The following is an 18,906-nucleotide window of genomic DNA, read 5'->3' as shown; positions in this document are numbered from 1 at the left end:
TCACTTTTATTTTTTATTTATTACAAATCTAAATTAGTTTTTCACAAATTAATTCATAATATAATATAATTTTAAATAAAATTTATTATTTTTCATCTTTATTTGACATTTTATTTATAATATAATAATTAGTATATTGAAAATTTGAAGGGAGGAAATTATTTTAAGTTAAGCTTAAAATAGTAACTGTTATGAAAAAAATAAATATAGATTGGAACAATTTAGGATTTGAATACATTAAAACAGACTATAGATATATATCTATATGGGAAGATGGTAAATGGGATAATGGTAAATTAGTAGAAGACAATAAAATAGTAATTGAAGAAGGAGCACCAGCTCTACATTATGGTCAACAATGCTTTGAGGGATTAAAAGCTTATAGAACTAAAAATGGTGCTATACAATTATTTAGACCTGATAAAAATGCAGAAAGATTAAATAATAGTTGTAAAAGATTATTAATGCCTGAAATACCTGTAGAAAAGTTTATTGATGCTTGCATACAAGTTGTTAAAGCTAATGAACATTTTGTTCCTCCATACGGAACTGGAGCTACATTATATTTAAGACCTTTTCTAATAGGTGTTGGAGATAATATAGGTTTAAAACCTGCAAATAAATTTATATTCTCCGTATTTTGTATACCAGTTGGTCCTTACTTTAAAGGTGGAATGAAACCAGTAAACTTTATGGTATCTGATTATGATAGAGCTGCACCAAATGGTACAGGTGCTCAAAAAGTTGGTGGAAACTATGCTGGAAGTTTAATTGCACAAAAAAAAGCTAAAAGTCTTGGATATGCTGATGCAATATTTTTAGATCCAGCAACACATACAAAAATTGAAGAAGTTGGATCAGCAAATTTCTTTGGAATTACTAAAGATAATAAATTTATAACACCACTTTCTCCTTCAATACTCCCAAGCATAACAAAATACTCTCTTTTAGAACTGGCTAAAGATTATTTTAATATGGAAACTTCAGAAGAAGATGTATTTATTGATAATCTTGATATTTTTAAAGAAGCTGGAGCATGCGGAACAGCAGCTGTAATAACCCCAATTGGTGGTATTTACTATAAAGATAATTTACATGTATTTTATAGTGAAACTGAAGTTGGTCCAATAACACAAAAATTATATGATACTTTAACAGGTATACAATTTGGTGATATTAAGCCAATTCATGATAATTGGATATATAAAGTAAAATAACATTATAAATTTAGGCAATATTATTTTAGTATTGTCTATTTTTATTTATATAATAATCATTTACGAGGAAATCTTTTAAGAATGTATGATTTATAAATAAAAAAGAAGCAACATTTATATTGCTTCTTTTTTTGTATCTTTTAAAAAAATTAATGATGTTACAAAATATAATATTAGTAAACTAAAACCTTTTATTATTAATGCCAAAGTACTTCCATATAATAAATAATTATTAAAAATATTATTCACATATATACATATAAAAATTATTATTATTGATAAAAATATTAAAAATACTTTTATTAGCTTTTTATTTAAAAATTTTATAGCTGAAATTTTTTTAAAAGCTTTACTATTTCTCCAAATAGGATCTAATAAATAAAAAATTATAGCTATATATAAAATATTTAATATATAATTCATTATCTTACTTCCTCTTTATCTTTTGTGATTTCTAATTCTATATCCTTATTTTCAATCTCTTCTGACTCTTTACTAAAAAAAACTTTTACTTTATCTAAATCAATATTATTTTCAATTAATTCAGTTAAAGTATCATATTGTTTTAATCTATACATTTTATATTTTTCTTTTTCTTCAATACTATTTTCTATTATTACATCATATTTTTCCTTAAGGCTATTTATAAGATTTTTCCTAAATGCTTCAATTTCAAATATACCATGGATATATGTCCCAAAAACGTCTCCACTTTCATTAGATAATCCTACTATATTATTATTTTTATCTATAATAAAAACTTCTCCACCATCTAACATTTCACTATAGCCATTTTGAATTTCATATCCATATATTCTTATATTTGATAAAGGTTTTAATTTATTATCCATTGAACAAACAATACCTTTTGCTATAGCAGTTTTTTTATTTAATGAAAACTTAGTATTAAATGGTATCATATCAAAACCTTCTATTACTAAATTATCTTCTGTTGAAATTAAATTTTTACCTAACATTTGGAACCCACTGCATATTCCCATTACAGTAGCACCTTTTTTATGTAAATCAATTATTTTATTATACATTCCACTTTCTTTTAATTTATTTAAGTCATTTATTGGACTTTTACTTCCTGGTATTATAATTAGATTAGCTCCTTCTATCTCGCTTTCTGAACTGACATATCTAATATTTATATTCTTTTCTAGTTCCAACGGATAAAAATCTGTTAAATTAGATATGTTATCTAATTTAACTATTGCTATATTAAGTCCACTTCTTTTAGTACTTCTTATTTTTTTAATAACAGTTTTTTCTTTATCTAATTCTATATTTTTATATGGTATAACACCTAAAATAGGTATATTAGAATATTTTTCAAAGTCTCTTATTTGATTTTTTAATGAATCAGTAGTATCTTTATTTTTATTTATTATAATTCCTTTTATTTTACCTTTTATATTTTCATCAATTAACATTAAAGTACCGTATAATGAAGGAATTGCTCCACCTCTTTCATTATCAGATACTAAAATAATATCTGATTCTGTTAATTCTGAGGTGAAATTATTAGATATAAAATTATATTCATATTCATTTTGTGATAGTGCTCCATTTCCTTCTATTATTCTATATTCATATTCCTCACATACTTTTTCAAAATCTTCCTTTATAAAACTTTTAAAATCCTCTATTAATTCATCAGACTTAAAATTTTCCTTATTTCTATAAAACTTTCCATTTATAAATATCTTATTACTATCCTCTTTTATACATACAGGATTTAATACCCCTTTAGGTTCTATCTCACACGCCTCTGCTTGCATAAATTGCTCTAATGATATATATTCTCCTGAAATATTTTTTTTAGCTTCTGTACATATACTTATACTTTTAAATGGAACTATATTATATTTTTGTTTTTTTAAATATCTACATAATGCTATTGAAATAGTTGTCTTACCAACACCAGACTCTGTTCCTAAAAACATTAAATTTCTTTTCAAAACTATATATCTCCTTCCCCTACTCCTTACTAATTAAAATATGGTTATAATTTTCTCCTACAATTTTATCTAATACTTTAAATTCCACTGACTTTTTAAAAATAGGTCCATTACATACAAAAGTATGATATTCTCCATTCTCACCACATGGATCAGCACCTCTGTCTTTTATTTTAGAAACAAGCTCCTTTGTTAAAACTTTTCCTAAAAATGTACTATCTAATTCTTTATTATTACAACATTTTATAATAGCTTTAAAACCATTATCTATAAATTCATTAGTCAATTGTTCCCTATCTTCATTCCAAAGAGGAAATACATAATCTATACCTATATTATCACATCTATCAGTACACCACTTTTTATGTACTTCTATATCTATATCACCAAAAACACATGAGGTTGCTCCTAATTCTTTTGACTTTTCTAAAGCCCTTTCAAATTCGCTTTCATAATTATCTCCAATGCACTCTACTTTTATCAAAGGAATTTCTAATGAATTTGAAACCTCTTCTAAAATTTCATTTGGTATTCTATGAAACCAAGATTCATCTTCATTTTTATTAACTGTAACTATTAACCCTACCGGTGTATGTCCTTCTTTAATTAATCTATATAATGCTAGTGTGCTATCTTTTCCACAACTATATGATAATACAAAATTCATATTAAAATATTTCTCCTTTATTTCTATTATTCCATAAATTATTTTACCATGTAACTTTAAAGTAGTAAAAGTTTATAAAAATTTATTTATTAAAGATATATAATTATATATCTTTTACACCTATTACTTTAAACCCTTTTTCATCAATTTGAATACTTAACACATAACCTCGTCCACATTCTGGTTGCCATTCATAAAAATTTTTAGAATTATTATAAAATAATTCTAAAATTGTTCCTATTGTTCCACCATGGCATACCAATATAATTTTATTTTTATTTTCTAATACTAATTTATTTATAAATCCTTTAAAAGTTTTTTTTATTCTATTTCTATATTGATTTTTACTTTCACCACTTGGTACTATAAAATCACCAATTTCATCTGTTATCCATGAAATATAATTTTTATCTTTTTTTAGCTCATTATAGCCTTTCATTTCAAAAGTTCCAAAATTATATTCCATAAATCCTTCTTCAATATCATAATTACTATTAAAAAGTATACTCATTGTTTCATTAGTCCTTTTTAAACCGGTTGTATAGTATCCATCAAATTTGATTATTTTCTTTATATAATCATACTCTTCTTTATATTTATATAGGGTTTCTATTCCATTTTTAGATAATTCTAAATCAGTTTTCCCACAATACAATTTCTTCTCATTACCATCTGTTTTGCCATGTCTTATAAGATACAATTCTAAATTATTCATTTTTAAGCACCATCTCTAACCCAAAAAATATTCTTATAACTTTCTTATTTTCACTTGATAATATTTGAAGAACTTTTCCATTAGTATCTCTCCATATTCTATCAACTTTCTCTATAGGAATAATTCCTGAATTAATATCATCTGATATTATAATTTTTTCTTTTAGTATACATTTATTTTCTTCTACATATTTAATTATATCTTTATTATTTAAAAGCATTTCTCTAACAAATATATGAAATCCTGAAATAACTTTTTTATCTAACTCTAGCTTATCTGAATTACAGTAATAAATATCATTATTATCCAGTCCATACTTTTCTTTTATATAATTAAGCTTTCCATTAAAAGCCCCGCCCAAAATCAACATATACTTCTCCTCCTAAAATATTGCTAATAAAATTAATCCAACTAATTCGCCAGTTACAAGACAATATCCAGCAATATCTCCATTTATTCCATCTAAATCTTTCACATTTTTATAAGTTTTATAAAACATACATATACACATAGCTATTAAAATAAAATCATATTTTATTCCCAATAATAAATATAAAACAATTATTAATGCTAACATAATTATAATTTGAAATATTCTATCAAACTTATTTGTATTTTCTTTAAAAAATTTAGATAATGTGCTTTCTTTAAGATCCTTATTTATGAGTATCATAAAAGCAGAAAAACATCTTGATATTATAGGAATAAATATAATAAATATAATATTTTTTTTCTCAAATAAAATTGAATTCATAGCTGCATATTCAAACATTATTAAAATTACTAAACTTATTACAGAAAATGCACCAGTGCAAGAATCTTTTAAAATCTTAATTTTTGTTTCTCTATCTCGCCTTGATAAAATAGCATCACTAACATCCATAAATCCATCTAAGTGAAGCATTCCAGTTATATATATAGGAAATGCAATAAGTATTGCTGATTCTACCATATAATTTATATTAAATTTATTTAATATAATATAAATAAGATACCAAATCAATCCTATTATAACACCTATAAAGGGATAAAATTTTAATATATGTCTTACATTTTTATCTTCCCATTTATATTTAGGTGCAGGAATTACAGAAAACATTGATAATGCCATAAAAAAACTTCTAATATATTTCATTTATTAAATTCTCTCCTTCAGCTTTTCCTTTATGAATTATATAATTATTATTTATACATTCTATAACTATATCGAAATCTTTAACTATGCCTCTATTTATATAAGCAAGCTCTCTAGAATAATTAACTACTAAATCATCATATATTATTGAATCACTAAATATATAATCACTAACTATTATAATATTTTTACACAATCTACTTATTTCTAATATTTCTTTAGATATTCTTTTAGAAATATTTTTTTCAATTACTTTATCTTTAAACATTTCATTATTTAATAATGTTGTAACACTATCTAGCAATATAGTATCAGATAATTTTATTTTATTTTTTATACTAGAAATATCACTAAAAACTTCTAAAGTTTTAAAATTGCACTCTTTTCTTCTTTCTATATGACTATTTATTCTTTCTTTATCTTCAATACAAAAAGGCTGCATTGTAGCTAAATATAAAATATCACTTTTCTTTCCATTTAATATTTTACTTAATTCCTCTGCCATGAAAGATTTTCCACTTCTTGTTCCTCCAATAACGATAATTTTCATATCTTTATCTCCTTAATAGTAAATAATTATATCCTATAACATTTCTCTTCTCTTATTGATTCTAAATATTCACAATCTATCCCTGACTCTTCAAATGTAGCCATATTACTAATAATAGCATTCGCTGTATCTATTATTGTAAATGCTATTGGACAGCCACTACCCTCACCAAGTCTCATATCCAAATTAATCATAGGCTCTAATTCTAATTCATCTATAACTTGACTATATCCTATTTCTCTACTTATATGAGATGGAAATATATATTCTTTTATATTCTTATTTAATCTAACTGCCGTAAGTGCTGCAACTGCTGATATAAATCCATCAATTACTACAGGTATTTTATAATAAGCTGCTCCTATAAATGCTCCTGTCATTGCTGCAATATCAAATCCTCCAACCTTTTGTAACACATCAATAGGATCTAATCCATTTGGCTTATTAATATCTAATGCCTTCTTTATAACCTCCTTTTTCTTTTTAAATGCATTTTCTGTAAGACCTGCTCCTTTCCCTATAGCTAAATCAAAATCACATTCTTTAAGAGATATTAAAATTGAACTGCTTGTTGTTGTATTAGCAATTCCCATTTCACCTATTCCAATAATTTCATATCCATTATCCACTGCCGTTTTTACTGTTTCTATTCCTGTTAAAAGTGCACAAATACATTCTTCTCTGTTCATTGCAGGTCCTTTTGCTATATTACTTGTACCTTTTCTTATCTTTCTATCTATAACACCATTTATTTTTATATCACTATTTATTCCTACATCAACGACAAGTATATCACTTCCATTTTGCCTTGCTATAACTCCAACTCCTGATAATCCCTTTGTAAAATTTATTGTTTGTGCCACAGTTACATATTGTGGAGTACTTGCAATGCCTTCCTCAAACACACCATTATCAGCACAAAAAATTAATACACACTTTTTCGTAAAGTTATTTTGTATATTTCCAGTTATTCCAGATATTTTTATTCCTATATCTTCTAACTTTCCTAAACTTCCTAATGGTTTTGCTAAAGAATCTAATCTTTCTTTAGCTTTATTTTTAGTTTTTTCATTTATTTGACTTATATTACTTAAAATATTCCAAAAATCATTTTCGTTTAAATTCATTATTTTATCTCCTTTAATAAAATCAGCTGAATATATAAATATATTCAGCTTTATATTTTATCTTTCTTTTATTGTTTTACTAGCTAAGCATAAAAATATAAATGTAATAAATATTGATATTGGAACTATAAATATTGCATATTTTATTCCAATTAAATCAGATACTACTCCTAGTAATAAATTAACAAGCATATTTACTACGCTTGCTAAAGCTATTATTATACCAGTAATATAAGCTGTACTCCTTTTAAAAGTATTACTAACTATTACTACGACCGTTGGAAACATTATTGAAAAGAAAAATCCTGCAATTGATACAATATATAATCCTTTTTCTCCCAATATTAATCCTACAATAAATATAACACCTCCAATAAAAGAAAATAATTTCACTGTTCTCATAGCTCCTATCTTCTCAACTATAAATCCACCTACAAGCCTACCTATAGTTAATAATAAAAAGAAAATTGAAACATACGATGCTATATTGGATTCATTTATATTTTTATAACTACTTTCTATAAATGTTGGAAGCCACCTTCCTGTTCCCTGTTCTGCTAATATGTAAAATCCAAGACCTATAAAGAAAAACCAAACTAACTTATCTTTCAATATTATAGTAATTGGTAATTTTTCTTCTTTTTCCTGCTTATATATTGGAAGTTTTATAAAAATAAATATTATAAAAACTATTAAAGTTAATATAGCTGACCCAATATATATTGTTCTCCAAGAAAAACCATCAACCATTAACATACCTGATAATTTTTGTGATGCTGAAAGACCTACTCCATAAGCAAAATGTGTTAAATTCATTGCTATAGCTTGTCCTGTTATCCATAATACTGGGATTACAGTGTTAGTTGCTATTGACATTAGACCTAAAAAAGCTTGTATGAGTGCAAATGCAATTGTGAATATTATAAAATTGGGAGACCATGCTTGAATTAAATTTGTAAGTATTGCCCCTATTAATCCTATCAATATAAGCTTTTTTTGACCTATTTTTTCACATAAGGCCCCACCTATATAATTACATATTAAGTAAGCTAATGTTCCAAACATAAACATAACTGATAAATTAGTATCTGTTATACTAAATTCTATTTTTATTGGAACAGTAAAAATATTTATTAGACCCTCTGCTATTGCTGCTATTACCATTACTAAATATATAAGAATTGTAGCTATTATTTTATTTTTTTTATTCATTTCTTTCTCCTTCTAATTGTAATAAACCGAATACTATTATATCATATTCTTTTATTAGAATTGAAGTAAAAAAACTAGAAGTCAAAAGACTACTAGTTTTTTTATTTTAAACAGTTATTTCACTCTTTATATCAACTGCATCTTTATTTTCTTCTATTATTGGGTTAATGTATTCTGTTATAAACTCAACAACCTGACCTGGAGCTCTACCTATAAACTTATTTGGGTCTATAATATTTTCTATTTCTTCTTTTGAAAGTTTTATATTTTCATCATTAATTATTCTTTTTATTAAATCATTATCAAGCCCCTCAGCTTTAACTCTTTTAGCAGCATCCATTGAATGAATTCTAATTCTTTCATGAAGTTCTTGTCTATCTCCACCTAGCTTTACAGCTTCCATCATTATATTTTCAGTCGCCATAAATGGTAATTCATTATTAACATGTGCTTTTATAACTTTATCGTATACAACCATGTTTTCAGCTATATTTATATATAAATTAAGAACTCCATCTAAAGCCAAAAATCCTTCTGCTATAGATAATCTTTTATTAGCTGAATCATCTAATGTTCTCTCAAACCATTGAGTAGATGCTGTTATAGCAGGATTTAATGAGTCTACTATTACAAATCTTGCAAGAGCACCCATTCTTTCACTTCTCATAGGATTTCTCTTATATGCCATAGCAGATGATCCTATTTGATGTTTTTCAAATGGTTCTTCTATTTCTTTCATACTTTGTAACAATCTTAAATCATTACTAAATTTATAACAACTTTGTGCAACTTCTGATAGCGTATTTAAAACTATTGAATCTAATTTTCTTGGATAAGTTTGACCTGTTACCGCATAACTCTTTTCAAAGCCCATCTTTTCAGCAACTTTTCTATCTAATAACTTTACTTTTTCTTCATCATTATCAAATAAATTCATAAAGCTTGCTTGAGTTCCTGTAGTACCTTTTACTCCTCTAAGTTTTAGTGTACTTAATACAAAATCTATATTTTCTATATCCATTAATAAATCTTGCATCCAAAGAGTTGCTCTCTTTCCTACTGTTGTTAATTGAGCTGGTTGAAAATGTGTAAAGCCTAATGTTGGCATATCTTTATACTTAATTGCAAATTTACTTAATCTATCTAGAACTGTTACAATTTTTTTCTTTATTAAAAGAAGGGCATCTTTCATTATTATTATATCTGTATTATCCCCAACATAACAGCTTGTAGCACCTAAATGAATTATTCCTTTAGCATTTTCACATTGAAGACCATAAGCATATACATGACTCATTACATCGTGTCTAACTTCTTTTTCTCTTTTTATAGCTTCATCATAGTTTATATCATTAACATATTTTTTTAATTCATTAATTTGTTCATCTGTTATATTTAATCCTAATTCTTTTTCACTTTCAGCAAGAGCTACCCATAATTTTCTCCAAGTTATAAATTTCATATCATCTGAAAAAATATAACTCATTTCTTTTGATGCATATCTTGAATTTAAAGGTGTATTATATAAGTTTCTCATATCTTTCCTCCATACGAATATATTATAATAAAACTTCAATATAGTTCGTATTATAACATAAATTTTATTTATTTTCATCATTTTATTTATTTTTATGTAAATCTAATTAAGTTAAGTAATTATTTATATTATACCCTCATATATATATTTTAAATAATGTTTATTTAAAGGAGTTTTTATGTGTAAAATAACTTGGTTAGACAAACTTTCTTTTTTATTAGTTTTAATTGGGGCCCTAAATTGGGGCTTTGTTGGACTACTTAATTTTAACTTAGTAACTTTTTTAACTTTTGGAGTCCCTATTGCCGCAAGAATAATATATGTATTAGTTGCTATTTCAGGTATAAATTTAATTACATTATTATTTAGATGCAATTTAGTAAAAAAATAATAAATTATCATACATAATTTATTATAAAAGAAAAAGGTTCCTAAAATAAATTAGGAACCTTTATCTCTAAATTAATCTTCTAAGTTCTCGATTAATTTTGCAATCTCTTCTGCTGCTAAGGCTTCATCATCTCCTGAAGCAATAACGTTTACTACTGAATTAGCAGTAACAGCTAATGAAAGAACTCCGATTAAACTCTTAACATTTGCTTTCTTTCCGTTGAATTCTAAGCTTATGTCTGATTTAAATGAAGAAGCTTTCTTTACTAATAGAGTTGCTGGTCTAGCATGTAAACCAGTTGCGTTCTTAACTAAAACCTCTTTAGATACCATGTAAATACACCTCTTTACTATTTTTTTAAGTTAATATCCTATTAACCATTTCATTATAAATGTTTTTCGGTGAAATTTCAACTATTCAATACTTTTATTTTAAATAAATTAAACTATTTATCTTTTTTGTAACGAATATAATTATCTAGGTTGTACTATTAATTTTATAGCTGTTCTCTCTTCTCCATCTATAACTATATCTGTAAATGCTGGTATACATATTATGTCTTTACCACTTGGTGCTACAAACCCTCTTGCAATTGCTATAGCTTTGATAGCCTGATTTATGGCACCTGCCCCTACCGCTTGTATTTCTACTATATTTTTTTCTTTTATTATTGCAGCTAATGCTCCTGCAACTGAATTTGGATTTGATTTTGTTGAAACCTTTAATACTTCCATTTTTATTATTCCTCCTACATATCTTACTAATCGTTTACATTTTAATATTACATACTTTCGTATAATTATTATATTCTACTTTTTTTTATAAAATCCTCTTATTTTCTTGTAAATTTTTATATTTTAGTAATAAATTAAAAAATACACTTTGTATAAAACAAAATGTATTTTAATATCTTTATTTAGCAAAATCAACTGCTCTAGTTTCTCTAATCACGTTGATTTTTATTTGACCTGGATATTCTAATTGTTCTTCTATACTCTTTGCAAGATTTCTAGCTAACTCAACAGATCCAGCATCATCAATTTGTTCTGGTTTAACCATAATTCTAATCTCTCTACCAGCTTGAATGGCATATGACTTTTCTACACCTTCATATGAGTTTGAAATTTCTTCCAATTTCTCTAATCTCTTTATATATGCCTCCAATGTTTCTCTTCTAGCACCTGGTCTAGCTGCTGATATAGCATCTGCCGCTTGAACCAATACTGCTTCTAAAGATTGCATTTCAACATCCCCATGATGGGCTCCTATAGCATTTACTACCAATTTAGATTCCCCGTATTTCTTAGCAAGATCAGCACCAATAACTGCATGTGGCCCTTCTTGTTCTTGGTCTACGGCTTTTCCTATATCATGTAGTAATCCTGCTCTCCTAGCTAGAGTAACATCTAAACCTAACTCTGAAGCCATCAAACCAGCTAAGTATGAAACTTCTATGGAATGTTTTAATACATTTTGACCATAACTTGTTCTATACTTTAATCTACCAAGTAATCTTGTAAGCTCTGGGTGAAGTCCGTGAACTGCTGTTTCAAGTGTTGCTTGTTCTCCTTCTTCTTTTATGTCGTTTTCAACATCTTTTTGAGCTCTTTCTACCATCTCTTCGATTCTTGCTGGATGTATTCTACCATCCACTATTAACTTTTCTAGTGCCATTCTAGCAACTTCTCTCCTAATAGGATCAAAGCTTGATAAAATTACAGCTTCTGGAGTATCATCTATTATTAAATCAACTCCTGTTAAAGTTTCAAGGGTTCTAATGTTTCTTCCTTCTCTACCTATTATTCTACCCTTCATCTCATCATTTGGTAATGCTACAACATGAACAGTTGATTCAGAAACATGATCAGCAGCACATCTTTGTATAGCTGTAGTAATTATTTCTCTAGCCTTCTTATCGGCTTCTTCTTTTGCTTTACCTTCAATTTCTTTTATAAGTAAAGCAGATTCATGAGAAACTTCTTTCTTTACTTCATCTAATAAAATCTGACGTGCTTCTTCACTTGAAAGATTAGCAACTCTTTCAAGTTCCTCTCTTCTTTTTTCATGAAGATTGTTAGCTTCTTTTTCTAACTGTTTAATTTCATTAACTCTACCATTGATAATTTCTTCTTTTTTCTCAAGAAAATCACTCTTTTTATCAAGAACTTCTTCTCTTTGTAAAACTCTTCTTTCAAGCCTTTGAATTTCATTTCTTCTCTCACGAGAATCTTTTTCCAAATCACTTCTTAATCTATGAACCTCTTCTTTTGCTTCAAGAATAGCTTCTTTTTTCATAGCTTCTGCTTCTTTTTTTGCATCTTCTACTAATTTTTCAGCATCTTTTTCTAGAGATTCTATCTTGTTTTTTGATGTACTTTGTATAGTTTTGTAAAGTACTATTCCTAATATTAACAGCACAATTATATCAATTAAAATTATCGGCATAATTTGTTGCATATTAACACCCCCTAGCTTATTTTTATTAAAGAAAGCGTAGTAGGTGTCATACTGTTTTCTCACTGTTATCTTTGGAATATGATAAACCAGTATTTGTTATTATTGTATAGTAAAAATAAATTTATGTCAAGTTAGGCAATATTAATTAGATTGTTTTTATTTTTTTCATTTTTCTCTAAAATACTCTTTTTTTCTCTTTTTATTATCCATAATCTATCTATTTAAGTAAACCTTTTATCACTATATATTTTATTATAAAAATAAAATAACAAGATATACAAAAGTACATCTTGTTTTAGTTATTTTTTATTTCTTTTCTTTTTCATTTGCACTATCTTTTTCTAAGATATTACTCATTTTTGGAAGATTATGCTTTTCTCTTATCTTATTTTCTATTTCTAATCCAACCTCTGGATTTTCCTTTAAGTATGATTTAGCATTTTCTCTACCTTGACCTAATCTTATATCACCATAAGAAAACCAAGCGCCACTTTTTTGAACTATTTCTTCTTTAACGCCTACATCTATAATATTTCCTTCTTTTGAAATACCTTCATTATACATAATATCAAACTCTGCCTGTCTAAATGGAGGTGCTACTTTATTTTTTATTATTTTAACTCTAGTTCTATTTCCTACTATATTTTCGCCTTGTTTTATTGAATCAATTCTTCTAACATCCATTCTTACAGAAGCATAGAATTTTAATGCTCTACCACCAGGAGTTGTTTCAGGATTTCCAAACATAACTCCAACTTTTTCTCTTAATTGATTTATAAATACAGCAACACAATTTGTTTTATTTATAGTTCCTGCAAGTTTTCTTAATGCTTGTGACATTAGTCTAGCTTGAAGTCCAACGTGAGCATCTCCCATTTCACCCTCTATTTCAGCTCTTGGTACAAGCGCAGCAACTGAGTCTACAACTATTGCATCAATTGCACCTGAACGTACTAAAGCTTCAGCAATTTCTAAAGCTTGTTCACCAGTATCTGGTTGTGATACTATAAGATTTTCAGTATCAACTCCTATTTTTCTTGCATAAGCTGGATCTAAAGCATGTTCTGCATCTATAAATGCAACAGCTCCTCCCTGTTTTTGTGCTTCTGCAACTATATGAAGTGCTACAGTAGTTTTACCTGAACTTTCTGGTCCATATATTTCTATTATTCTTCCTCTAGGTACACCACCAATTCCAAGTCCAATATCTAGATCTAAACATCCTGTTGATATTGAATCTACATTTAAAGTTGATTCCTCACCAAGTTTCATTACAGAACCTTTTCCAAATTGCTTTTCTATTTGTCCCATAGCAGCCTCTATAGCCTTTAATTTATTTGCATCTATATTCATTAATAATACACCATCCTCTCATCGAACTTATGTTCTATATAATAATTATATAAGACATATTTTACATAGTCAACTAAAACTGCAAATAAAAGTTCCAACTAAATTATAGAAGGAACTTTTATAAGTATTAACATATTTTTATATTTTAAATCACTTTATTTTGTAGTTGATATAACTTTTTTATTTTTTCTAAAATAATCATATCCTGAAACTATCGTTATTAATACAGCTAAATCTAAAGTTAATCCTGGAACATATTTAAAGAAATTTGTTAAAAAGCTATTATTTATAACAAACTCATAAATTGCTGTATTTTGAACTATATTAATTTCTACTAATAATATTATTATAGCAATTATTTGTATTACAGTTTTTATTTTACCCCACCAACTAGCTGCTATTACTTTTCCTTCAGCAGCAGCTATAGTTCTAAGTCCAGAAACTGCAAACTCTCTTGCTATTATTATAACCGCAGCCCAACTAGGTACAACCCCATATTCCACTAAAGAAATTAAAGCAGCTGTTACCAATAATTTATCAGCTAATGGATCCATAAATTTTCCAAAATTAGTTATTTGATTTCTACTTCTTGCAATGTATCCATCAAGTTTATCTGTAATTGAAGCTATAATAAAAATAAATGTAGCAATAAATGTACCATAAGGTATTCCTTTAATAGCTATAAATACTAAAAATACAGGTACTAATAACATTCTAAGAACCGTTAATTTATTTGCAAGATTCACACATACCAACTCCTATTAAATCATACTCTGTATTCTTTTCAATTCTGACTTCTACAAATTCTCCTATATTAACAGGACAGTGCTTTGTAAAGAATACATTTCCATCAATATCTGGTGCCATTTCATAGTTTCTTCCATAGTAATATTCTTCATTCTTTCCTTCAACAAGAATATCATATACATTATCTATTTTCAAACTATTTATTCTTTCTGATATTCCGCTTTGTAAAAGCATTAACTCTTTTTCCCTTGCTTCTTTAACATCCTCTTCTATTTGACCTTCCATAATTGCAGCTGGTGTTCCTTCTTCTCTTGAGTATTTAAATACACCTACTTTATCTAATTTATACTCACTTAAGAAATCTTTAAGTTCATTGAAATCTTCTTCTGTTTCATTAGGAAAACCTACAATTAAAGATGTTCTAATTGCTATATTAGGTATTTTTTCTCTTAATTTATCTATTTTATTAGTTATATCAAGTTTTGTTGTTTTTCTTCCCATAAGTTTTAATATATGATCACTTATATGTTGAATAGGTAAATCTAAGTATTTAACTACTTTTTCATTAATGGCAATCTCTTCTATTAATTTATCATATATTTCTTCTGGATAACAGTATAATACCCTTATCCAATTTAATCCATCTATTTTTGAAAGTTCTTTTAAAAGTTTATGAAGACTTTTCTCACCGTATAAATCACTACCATAAAGCGTAGTATCTTGTGCAATTAATATTATTTCCTTAACGCCTCTATCTACTAAAGTTTTAGCTTCTTCTAGTATGCTATCCATATTTCTACTTCTAAACTTACCTCTTATTTTAGGTATTATACAATAAGTGCAAAAATTATTACATCCTTCCGCTATTCTTATATATGCAGTACTCTTGTTTGTAGTAAGTATTCTTTCACCTTCATTTATATTATTATCTGAATACTCAACTTCTGTAAATTCTAAATCAACATTTTTTTCTTCCATAAATTGTTTTATTAATTTAGCTATTTTTATATAATCATTAACACCAAGCATTATATCAATTTCAGGCATTAATTCCTTTAATTCTTTTCCATATCTTTGAGTTAAACATCCAGTGGCAATTAACATTTTACAATTATAATCTTTTTTATATTTTGCCATCTCTAATATTGTATCTATTGATTCTTGTTTTGCTTTATCAATAAACCCACATGTATTAACAATAATTATATCTGCATCTTTAGGATTATTTGTTATTTCATATTCTTTATTCATGATGCCTAACATTATTTCAGAATCTACTCTATTTTTATCGCATCCTAGGCTAACCATTCCTACTTTATATTTTGCCAAAACTTATTCCTCCTACGTTTTAAATACTTTTACTTAACTATTTTATAACTGTTTTTAAGCTATTACAAGTTTTAATTAAAACTATATTATAAATATAGTTAATCTAATTCTTCAGTAGCTATTAAATCCTCTTTTTTAATTAATACTTGTCTAGGTCTACTACCATCTTTTTTAGATATTATACCCTTCTCCTCTAATTCGTCCATAATTCTTGAGGCTCTATTAAATCCTATTCTCAATCTTCTTTGTAAAAAAGAAGTAGATGCTTGTCCATATTCTACTACAATATTTATTGCATCATCAATAAGTTCATCACTATCTTCATTTTTAATATTATTTAATGTTGAATCAGACTCGTTATTTATATGTTCTATTATTTCTTCTTTATACTCAACTTCATCAACTTCATTTTTAACAAATTCAACTACTCTTTCAACTTCATCTTCGGAAATAAAACATCCTTGAACTCTAAGTGGTTTGCTAGCACCAACTGGATAATATAGCATATCTCCTTTTCCTAAAAGTTTTTCTGCACCACCACTATCTAATATAGTTCTTGAATCTATTTGTGATGAAACTGCAAAAGATATTCTAGATGGTATATTAGCTTTTATTACTCCAGTTATAACATCTACCGAAGGTCTTTGTGTAGCTATAACTAAATGCATCCCTGCTGCTCTTGCCATTTGCGCTAATCTTCCTATATAATCTTCTACATCATTTGGGCATACCATCATAAGATCAGCAAGTTCATCAACAACAATAACTATATAAGGCAATTTCTCTTCTATTATCCCTTTGTCAAATAATGCATTATAAGAATCTATATTTCTTGCTCCTGAATCAGCAAACAACTTATATCTTCTAGTCATTTCGTTAACTGCCCAATTTAAAGCACCTGCTGCTTTTTTAGGATCAGTAACTACAGGTACTAGTAAATGTGGTATTCCATTATAAACACTAAGTTCCACCACTTTAGGATCAACCATTAAAAGTTTAACTTCATCAGGAGAATATTTATATAATAAACTAATAATTAATGTATTTATGCAAACACTTTTACCTGACCCAGTTGCTCCTGCAATCAACGTATGAGGCATTTTGCTTAAGTCTCCAACAACACATTTTCCTCCTATATCTTTTCCTAAAGAAAAAGCTAACTTTTTATCTGTATTTAAAAATTCATCAGATTCTAATACTTCTCTTAAAAATACTGGAGTTTGTTCTCTATTTGGAACTTCTATTCCTACCGCAGCTTTTCCTGGTATTGGTGCTTCAATTCTTACTCCAGTAGCTGCAAGTCCTAATGCTATATCATCTGATAAATTAACTATTTTACTTACTTTAACTCCAGGACTTGGTTGTAACTCAAATCTAGTTACTGATGGTCCTTTTGTAACTCTAGTAACATTTGCATCAACTCCAAAACTTTCCAATGTGCTTTCAAGTTTATCAGCACTTTCCATAAGTTCCTGTTTATCATCATTATTAAGATTAGTAGCATTATTTATTTTTAGTAATTCAAATCCAGGATATATATATGTTTTATCTTCATCATTTGTTTTTATTATACTATTTTCTATTTCATTATTAATCTCTTCATTGAAAGTATTATTTAAATTTTCTTTTTTAGATTTAATATTAGTTTTATTATTATCTAAAAATACTCTTTGAGGCTTTATATTTTTCAAATCATCAATTTCATCATTTGTATAATTATCATCAAATATACAAGTTTGTTCATCAACATCATCTATTGTTGAATTCTTCATAAAATCTAATATTTTTATCTTGTTATTAACTCCATTTAAAAATTCATCTTTATTTGAATCATTATGTTTTTTTTCAACAACTTTTATAAATGTATCATCTATATAGTCATTATTATCTCTTTTTTTATCTAATACCGGCTTTATTTTTTTACCTTTATTTTTAACTTCTTTACATAAATCATGTAATGTAATATCAAAAGTTAATATTGTTGCTATTATAGATAATGAAATATAAACTATATAAGACCCAATAGCTCCTAAAAACTTAAACAACGGATATGCAAAAATATACCCTATTACTCCACCATTAAATACACTCTCCATGGAAACTATCATTTTTAATCCATCACTAAATACTTTTATATTATCATTAGTTTGAATATATATAGTTGAACATATCAATATAAGTATCAGACAATATATTGTAATACCATAAAATCTCCTACTTAATATTAAAATTCCTTTATTCTTTATATATTGATATCCTAAATATAATAAATACACTGGAAGTATATATGTTCCAACACCAACTAAAAAATGAGTTATTCTTTGTGAAACAGTTGATAATATTCCTACAAAATCTGTATAAATTGCTACCGATAAAAGAATTCCTACAGATATATATATAAGCCCTATTATATCTGTATTCTTATTATTATTTTTTTTATTTCTTTTCTTATTATTTTTCCCCAAATTTACTCACCTCACTTTATTACTTTCTACAAATATA

At 26.5% G+C, this 18,906-nt stretch carries 19 protein-coding genes; 2 read left to right on the top strand and 17 right to left on the bottom strand.

Annotation, left to right across the window (positions count from 1 at the left end):
* The first annotated feature begins 191 nt into the window (after positions 1 to 191).
* Positions 192 to 1,217 carry a branched-chain amino acid aminotransferase gene (locus O212_RS0108860; RefSeq protein WP_024614755.1) on the top strand — a complete coding sequence of 342 codons (1,026 nt, stop codon included), beginning with the start codon at positions 192 to 194 and terminating at the stop codon, positions 1,215 to 1,217.
* Positions 1,218 to 1,331: 114 nt separating this feature from the next.
* Here O212_RS0108860 and O212_RS0108855 read toward each other — a convergent pair whose 3' ends face one another.
* From O212_RS0108855 to purB, 10 genes are all read right to left on the bottom strand, one after another.
* Positions 1,332 to 1,640, bottom strand: coding sequence for a hypothetical protein (locus tag O212_RS0108855; protein WP_024614754.1), 309 nt, complete (start codon positions 1,638 to 1,640; stop codon positions 1,332 to 1,334).
* Positions 1,640 to 3,184, bottom strand: a complete 1,545-nt coding sequence (locus O212_RS0108850; protein WP_024614753.1) for a cobyric acid synthase — start codon at positions 3,182 to 3,184, stop codon at positions 1,640 to 1,642. Before O212_RS0108850 ends, O212_RS0108855 begins: the two co-directional genes overlap by 1 nt.
* Positions 3,185 to 3,203: 19 nt before the next feature.
* Positions 3,204 to 3,851 (bottom strand): diphthine--ammonia ligase, encoded by a 648-nt coding sequence (locus O212_RS0108845; RefSeq protein WP_024614752.1) that lies wholly within the window; start codon positions 3,849 to 3,851, stop codon positions 3,204 to 3,206.
* Positions 3,852 to 3,954: 103 nt separating this feature from the next.
* Positions 3,955 to 4,566: a histidine phosphatase family protein gene (locus O212_RS0108840; RefSeq protein ID WP_024614751.1), complete on the bottom strand. Its 612-nt coding sequence runs from the start codon at positions 4,564 to 4,566 to the stop codon at positions 3,955 to 3,957.
* Complete coding sequence (locus O212_RS0108835) at positions 4,559 to 4,936, bottom strand: bifunctional adenosylcobinamide kinase/adenosylcobinamide-phosphate guanylyltransferase (protein ID WP_024614750.1); 378 nt, start codon at positions 4,934 to 4,936, stop codon at positions 4,559 to 4,561. Before O212_RS0108835 ends, O212_RS0108840 begins: the two co-directional genes overlap by 8 nt.
* A gap of 12 nt (positions 4,937 to 4,948) precedes the next feature.
* Positions 4,949 to 5,701: an adenosylcobinamide-GDP ribazoletransferase gene (locus tag O212_RS0108830; RefSeq protein WP_024614749.1), complete on the bottom strand. Its 753-nt coding sequence runs from the start codon at positions 5,699 to 5,701 to the stop codon at positions 4,949 to 4,951.
* Positions 5,688 to 6,251: a bifunctional adenosylcobinamide kinase/adenosylcobinamide-phosphate guanylyltransferase gene (locus O212_RS0108825; RefSeq protein WP_024614748.1), complete on the bottom strand. Its 564-nt coding sequence runs from the start codon at positions 6,249 to 6,251 to the stop codon at positions 5,688 to 5,690. Before O212_RS0108825 ends, O212_RS0108830 begins: the two co-directional genes overlap by 14 nt.
* Positions 6,252 to 6,277: 26 nt before the next feature.
* Positions 6,278 to 7,378 (bottom strand): nicotinate-nucleotide--dimethylbenzimidazole phosphoribosyltransferase, encoded by a 1,101-nt coding sequence (gene cobT, locus O212_RS0108820; RefSeq protein ID WP_024614747.1) that lies wholly within the window; start codon positions 7,376 to 7,378, stop codon positions 6,278 to 6,280.
* Between the two features lie 57 nt (positions 7,379 to 7,435).
* Positions 7,436 to 8,590 (bottom strand): MFS transporter, encoded by a 1,155-nt coding sequence (locus O212_RS0108815; RefSeq protein WP_024614746.1) that lies wholly within the window; start codon positions 8,588 to 8,590, stop codon positions 7,436 to 7,438.
* Between the two features lie 106 nt (positions 8,591 to 8,696).
* Complete coding sequence (gene purB / locus O212_RS0108810; protein ID WP_024614745.1) at positions 8,697 to 10,127, bottom strand: adenylosuccinate lyase; 1,431 nt, start codon at positions 10,125 to 10,127, stop codon at positions 8,697 to 8,699.
* Positions 10,128 to 10,305: 178 nt separating this feature from the next.
* Here purB and O212_RS0108805 point away from each other — a divergent pair, with 178 nt between their 5' ends.
* A complete protein-coding gene (locus O212_RS0108805) occupies positions 10,306 to 10,518 on the top strand; it encodes a DUF378 domain-containing protein (protein ID WP_024614744.1) in 213 nt (70 codons plus the stop codon).
* Positions 10,519 to 10,589: 71 nt separating this feature from the next.
* Here the strand turns inward: O212_RS0108805 and O212_RS0108800 are convergent, their stop codons facing one another.
* From O212_RS0108800 to O212_RS0108770, 7 genes are all read right to left on the bottom strand, one after another.
* Entirely contained in the window at positions 10,590 to 10,850 is a 261-nt protein-coding gene (locus O212_RS0108800) for an HPr family phosphocarrier protein (protein ID WP_024614743.1), read from the bottom strand.
* A 141-nt stretch (positions 10,851 to 10,991) separates the two neighbouring features.
* The gene (locus O212_RS0108795) at positions 10,992 to 11,252 is read right to left on the bottom strand and encodes a stage V sporulation protein S (RefSeq protein ID WP_024614742.1); all 261 of its coding nucleotides are present in this window, start codon (positions 11,250 to 11,252) and stop codon (positions 10,992 to 10,994) included.
* Between the two features lie 178 nt (positions 11,253 to 11,430).
* Positions 11,431 to 12,975, bottom strand: a complete 1,545-nt coding sequence (gene rny, locus O212_RS0108790) for a ribonuclease Y (protein ID WP_024614741.1) — start codon at positions 12,973 to 12,975, stop codon at positions 11,431 to 11,433.
* 306 nt (positions 12,976 to 13,281) lie between these two features.
* The gene (gene recA, locus O212_RS0108785) at positions 13,282 to 14,328 is read right to left on the bottom strand and encodes a recombinase RecA (RefSeq protein ID WP_024614740.1); all 1,047 of its coding nucleotides are present in this window, start codon (positions 14,326 to 14,328) and stop codon (positions 13,282 to 13,284) included.
* Between the two features lie 155 nt (positions 14,329 to 14,483).
* Positions 14,484 to 15,074 carry a CDP-diacylglycerol--glycerol-3-phosphate 3-phosphatidyltransferase gene (pgsA, locus tag O212_RS0108780; RefSeq protein WP_024614739.1) on the bottom strand — a complete coding sequence of 197 codons (591 nt, stop codon included), beginning with the start codon at positions 15,072 to 15,074 and terminating at the stop codon, positions 14,484 to 14,486.
* The gene (rimO, locus tag O212_RS0108775; RefSeq protein ID WP_024614738.1) at positions 15,058 to 16,404 is read right to left on the bottom strand and encodes a 30S ribosomal protein S12 methylthiotransferase RimO; all 1,347 of its coding nucleotides are present in this window, start codon (positions 16,402 to 16,404) and stop codon (positions 15,058 to 15,060) included. Before rimO ends, pgsA begins: the two co-directional genes overlap by 17 nt.
* Positions 16,405 to 16,502: 98 nt before the next feature.
* Positions 16,503 to 18,869: a DNA translocase FtsK gene (locus O212_RS0108770; RefSeq protein ID WP_024614737.1), complete on the bottom strand. Its 2,367-nt coding sequence runs from the start codon at positions 18,867 to 18,869 to the stop codon at positions 16,503 to 16,505.
* Positions 18,870 to 18,906: the final 37 nt, after the last annotated feature.

The sequence above is a fragment of the Clostridium sp. Ade.TY genome (genome assembly GCF_000498355.1).
In the GTDB taxonomy this organism is placed as follows: Bacteria; Bacillota; Clostridia; order Clostridiales; family Clostridiaceae; genus Clostridium.
This window is presented reverse-complemented; position numbering and strand designations above follow the sequence as displayed.